This window comes from Devosia sp. (assembly GCF_017307565.1).
Taxonomy (GTDB): domain Bacteria; phylum Pseudomonadota; class Alphaproteobacteria; order Rhizobiales; family Devosiaceae; genus Devosia.
Map to the genome: position 1 here is coordinate 7,834 of NZ_JAFKHD010000240.1, position 4,416 is coordinate 12,249.

5 protein-coding genes are annotated in these 4,416 nt (G+C 62.6%); 2 read left to right on the plus strand and 3 right to left on the minus strand.

Annotation, left to right across the window (positions count from 1 at the left end; all coding sequences use genetic code 11):
* A partial coding sequence (locus J0I64_RS08080) for an SRPBCC domain-containing protein (protein ID WP_291407083.1) occupies positions 1-420 on the minus strand: 420 nt, incomplete at its 3' end.
* Positions 417-758, minus strand: a complete 342-nt coding sequence (locus tag J0I64_RS08085) for a metalloregulator ArsR/SmtB family transcription factor (protein WP_291407084.1) — start codon at positions 756-758, stop codon at positions 417-419. The genes J0I64_RS08085 and J0I64_RS08080, both read right to left, overlap by 4 nt.
* Positions 759-1,070: 312 nt before the next feature.
* Here J0I64_RS08085 and ssuD point away from each other — a divergent pair, with 312 nt between their 5' ends.
* Together ssuD and J0I64_RS08095 are read left to right on the plus strand one after the other, a co-directional pair.
* Positions 1,071-2,243, plus strand: coding sequence for an FMNH2-dependent alkanesulfonate monooxygenase (ssuD, locus tag J0I64_RS08090; protein ID WP_291407085.1), 1,173 nt, complete (start codon positions 1,071-1,073; stop codon positions 2,241-2,243).
* A 2-nt stretch (positions 2,244-2,245) separates the two neighbouring features.
* On the plus strand, positions 2,246-3,628 hold the full coding sequence (locus tag J0I64_RS08095; RefSeq protein WP_291407086.1) for an FAD-dependent oxidoreductase: 1,383 nt from the start codon (positions 2,246-2,248) through the stop codon (positions 3,626-3,628).
* 70 nt (positions 3,629-3,698) lie between these two features.
* Here J0I64_RS08095 and J0I64_RS08100 read toward each other — a convergent pair.
* Positions 3,699-4,416: sulfurtransferase (locus tag J0I64_RS08100; RefSeq protein WP_291407087.1), on the minus strand; the 718-nt coding region annotated here is incomplete at its 5' end.

Sequence of the window (4,416 nt, forward strand, 5' to 3'; positions counted from 1 at the left end):
TCCTTCGAAGAAGCCCATTTCTTCGTGCCATGCGCGCGTTTCCGCATCCTTGTGCAGAACATGCGCGCGATAGGCCGTGCCCTGATCGTGATCGTCGAGCGTGATGATCGCCGTCATGAACGGACTTGCCGCTGGCCGCCACCCGCCGCTCAAGGCATTGGTGAGGACGATCTTGCGACCATCCTCGACAGCCAGATAGCAGGCGTCCATATGCGGTCCAAAGGCACCACCCGCTTCGCTCATCTCGGTCACGAGGGCGCCACCGGGCCGCACATCCATCTTCACCACGCGGCAAAGGGCTGGCTCGGGTATCCACCACTGGGCAAACTGGGCAGGGTCGGTCCACGCCTGCCAGACAAGCCCGCGCGGCGCCTTGATGACGCGCGTAATTTCCAGATCCGTCTCGGGATTGAAGCTCATCGTTCCTGCTCCTTGTGCTGTCCGGCAACAAAACGCTCGAGGCGGTCAGTCCGGCTCTCCCAGATGGCACGCTGCTCGTCGAGCCACGAACTGACCGCGGCCAGCCGCGCTTCATCGATCTCGCAGTAGCGCACCCGCCCCTGTTTGCGCGTGCGGATCAAGCCCGCAGTCTCCAGCATGCGGACATGCTTCATGAAAGAGGGCAATGCCATATCAAAAGGCGCCGCAAGATCTCCGACACTTGCCGCGCCGCGCCCAAGGCGCCCAAGCACCGCCCGGCGGGTGGGATCGGCAAGCGCCTGAAACATTGCATCCAGCGATATCGAATACTGATCCATATGGCTAACTATCATAGCTCAAACACTTAGCGCAACGGCTAAGTTTGATACGGAGCCTTGAAGTTCGGCAGTTGCTCGCTGGTCTCAGCTGTGGGCGCTTCCCAATGCCTCCTCGCCTCCAACCACACGGGGACAGGTTGGCCCGGAATTTTGTCGTGGTCACGTCTACCTATGAAGACGGGCAATGTTTCCGATCCAGGCATGGCACGCGGGAATGCATTTCCATTGACTCTATAGACTTAGTTTTTGTTTCCTTCACGCCTCGGCGACCCCGACCTATGTTCGGCCAAATCGCGACAATGACGGCTTTTCATGACCTATTCCGTGCCCGACAAAATCAAGGCCCTTTGGTTTATACCCACCCATGGCGACAGCCGCTATCTTGGGACCAGCGAAGGCGGGCGCGCAGTCGACCTGCCCTATTTGACGCTGATCGCCAAGGCCGCGGATTCTCTTGGGTTTTATGGCGCTTTGCTGCCGACGGGCCGAAGCTGCGAAGATAGCTGGGTGGTGGCTTCTGCGCTGGCGCCACAGACCGAACGCCTGCGCTTTCTGGTGGCGGTTCGTCCAGGCCTGCAGTCGCCAACGCTGGCCGCGCGCATGACTGCAACGCTGGATCGCATTTCCAATGGGCGCCTGCTGATCAACGTGGTCACCGGCGGCGACCCGGTAGAAAATCAAGGCGACGGCATCTTTCTCAGCCATGCCGAACGCTATGAAGTAACCCGCGAATTCCTCGACGTCTACAAGGCCGTGCTGCGCGGTGAAACGGTTGAGCATCAGGGCAAGCATTTTAGAATTTCGGACGGACGACTGCTGTTTCCACCCGTGCAGACGCCACATCCACCGCTCTATTTCGGCGGCTCTTCGGCGGAGGCCAATGATGTGGCGGCCCAACAGATCGACAAGTATCTGACCTGGGGCGAGCCCCCGGCACAGGTGGCGGAAAAACTGGCGACAGTGCGCGCACTGGCCGAAAAGGCCGGCCGGCAAGTCAGTTTCGGCATTCGCCTGCATGTGATCGTCAGGCCAACCAATGCCGAGGCTTGGGCCGCAGCGGATGAACTGATCAGCAGATTGGACGATTCCACCATCGCTGCAGCGCAGGGCGTGTTCGCCCGCATGGACTCGGTGGGACAGGCGCGGATGTCCAAGCTGCATGGTGGCCGTCGCGACAAACTGGAAGTATCGCCCAATCTCTGGGCCGGGGTTGGTCTGGTGCGTGGGGGAGCCGGCACGGCGCTGGTTGGCGATCCGGATACGGTCGCCGAGCGTATCGACGAATATCGCCGGCTTGGCATCGATACATTCATCTTCTCTGGATACCCGCACCTTGAAGAGGCGTTCCGCTTCGGCGAACTGGTCCTGCCCAGACTGCCGCTCGACCATCCCATTCCAGGTCGGGCCGACACGGTAAACACGGGGCCCTTTGGAGAAACCATTGCCGGCGATCACAGGCCCGCTTCCCGCGTGAACGAGGACTGATTGTGGCTAGCACCCGCCCCGTCGTTGCCATAGTGGGTGGCGGCTTTACCGGCGCGACGATCGCCTACCACCTTGCCGAAATGCAGATCGAGGCAGAGATCGTCGTGGTGGAGCCGCGGTCAGCCCTTGGTGGCGGGCTCGCCTATTCAAGCCAAGAACCTGCCCACCGCATAAATGTGCCCGCGACCAGGATGAGCCTGCGCACCGAACAGCCATTGCATTTCAGTGATTGGCTGGCACGCACCGGTGCTTTGAGCGATGACGCCGACGCGGTTTCTGCACGGGGAGACCTCTTTCCCCGGCGCGCGATTTTTGGGCGATATGTCCAAGAGCATCTCGTGCCTCACCTGACCACGGGGCGCATTCGGCATCTCGCGACGCGAGCAGAGAGCGTCGAAGGGCACTCCGGCGCCTTCCGGATCGACCTGGCGGATGGTCGTCGGCTCCAGGCCGACCTCGTCGTGCTCGCCATGACCCATCCATCGCCAGCCCTGCCGGCCCCCCTCGTATCCCTCGCAGGGCATTCGGCGCTTGTCGCCGATCCCTATGCGGAAGGTGCGCTCGGCGCGATACCGCCGGATGCAAATGTGCTGATCGTTGGAATGGGCCTCACGGCCGCCGACGTCGTGGCAGGACTGGATCGCCTTGGGCATATCGGAGGCATAACGATGCTGTCGCGTCACGGACTGCGTTCCGGGCGGCACGCGAGCACGACCAGAGAAGCCTGGGGCGATTTTGCCACGCAACCTGCCAGCACGGCGCAGGGCTTGCTCAAGACAGTCCGGTTGCAGTTGGTGATGGCGAGGACTGAGGGGCTCGATTGGCAGCCCGTATTCGATGTCCTACGCACGCAAGCGCCTGCGATCTGGGCAGCACTATCCCTAGTCGAGCGCCGACGCCTGATACGCCACTTGCGGTCCTATTGGGACGCGCACCGTTTCCGCATCGCTCCGCAGGTTGCCGCGGTGATGCAGCGGCGGGAAGGGCAAGGCACACTTCGCCTTGTCGCTGGCCGTTTGCTTGCTGCAACGCCAGACAAGCAAGGCATTGAAGTAACCTATCGCCGCCGTCGGTCGAACGGGGCCGTACCGGAGCAATTCGATGCCGTGGTGAATACCACAGGGCCGGCTCATGGCCGTGTCATCGGCGACAACCCGGCCTTTGCCAGCCTCGCCGCTGCGGGCTTGATCTCAGCGGATGCGCTGGGCCTCGGTTTGGCGACAGCCAGCGACGGCCGCGCGCTCGGCGCCAACGGCAATCCGGTTGCCAGTCTCTACATTGCAGGGCCATTGGCACGAGCGACATTCGGGGAACTGATGGGGCTTCCGGAAGTGACGCGCTACGCGGAATTCATTGCAGCCGAAGTAGCTCAGGCCCTCGCCTGATCTGGTTTTGCGGGACAGGCTCCAGGCCGGGCCACGACACCATGTCATGGTCCGGCCAGCAGCTCGCCGCCTAGTCGCGGTTCAACTGTAACAGCCCAAGGTTGTCATAACCGAGACTATCGAGCAGCAGCAGGATGCGGGCGGCCGAAATACCCGACGGCGAGGCCGCGATGATCCGACCTTGTTGCCCCGCCAGTGCCGCTTCGGCCTGCTGCCGCACGATGTCCTGCGGGCGCAGTTTCTTTGTGACCGGGTCGAGGGTTGCAGCGAGGTCAAAATGGGCAGCACCGCCGGAAACCTGCGCCTGGGCACGCCCAATCGAGTCGTCGCCCGCCGTGTCGTCTGCCTCCGGCACGACCTTGATCATGTTCGCCGTTTCCAGTTCGCTTCGCTCCGCACGCCAGGCAGGTCGCTCCGAGACGTCATAGACGCTCACGGGGCGGGTGACCTGACCGGTAACGATTGGACGCTTCTCGCCCACCCAATTGGAAAACCCACCATCGAGCACACCCACGTCCTCGTGGCCGAAGAGGCGGAAGAGCCACCAAAGACGCGCAGCCCATTGCCCCCGTGCTGCGTCATAGATCACCACGCGGCGCTTTCGGTCGATACCAAGCCGGCCGGCAGCCTTGGCAAACTGCTCCGCGGTTGGTTGGGCAAGATCCCCGGCCAAGGTCAGATCGATGAAGTCCTCGGTTTGGTCTCCGTAGACTGCTCCCGGTAGATGGCCACGCGTCCGATAGTCGTGCTCGGCGCTAATCCAGCCGCGGCCGCCCTGGCGCAGGCTG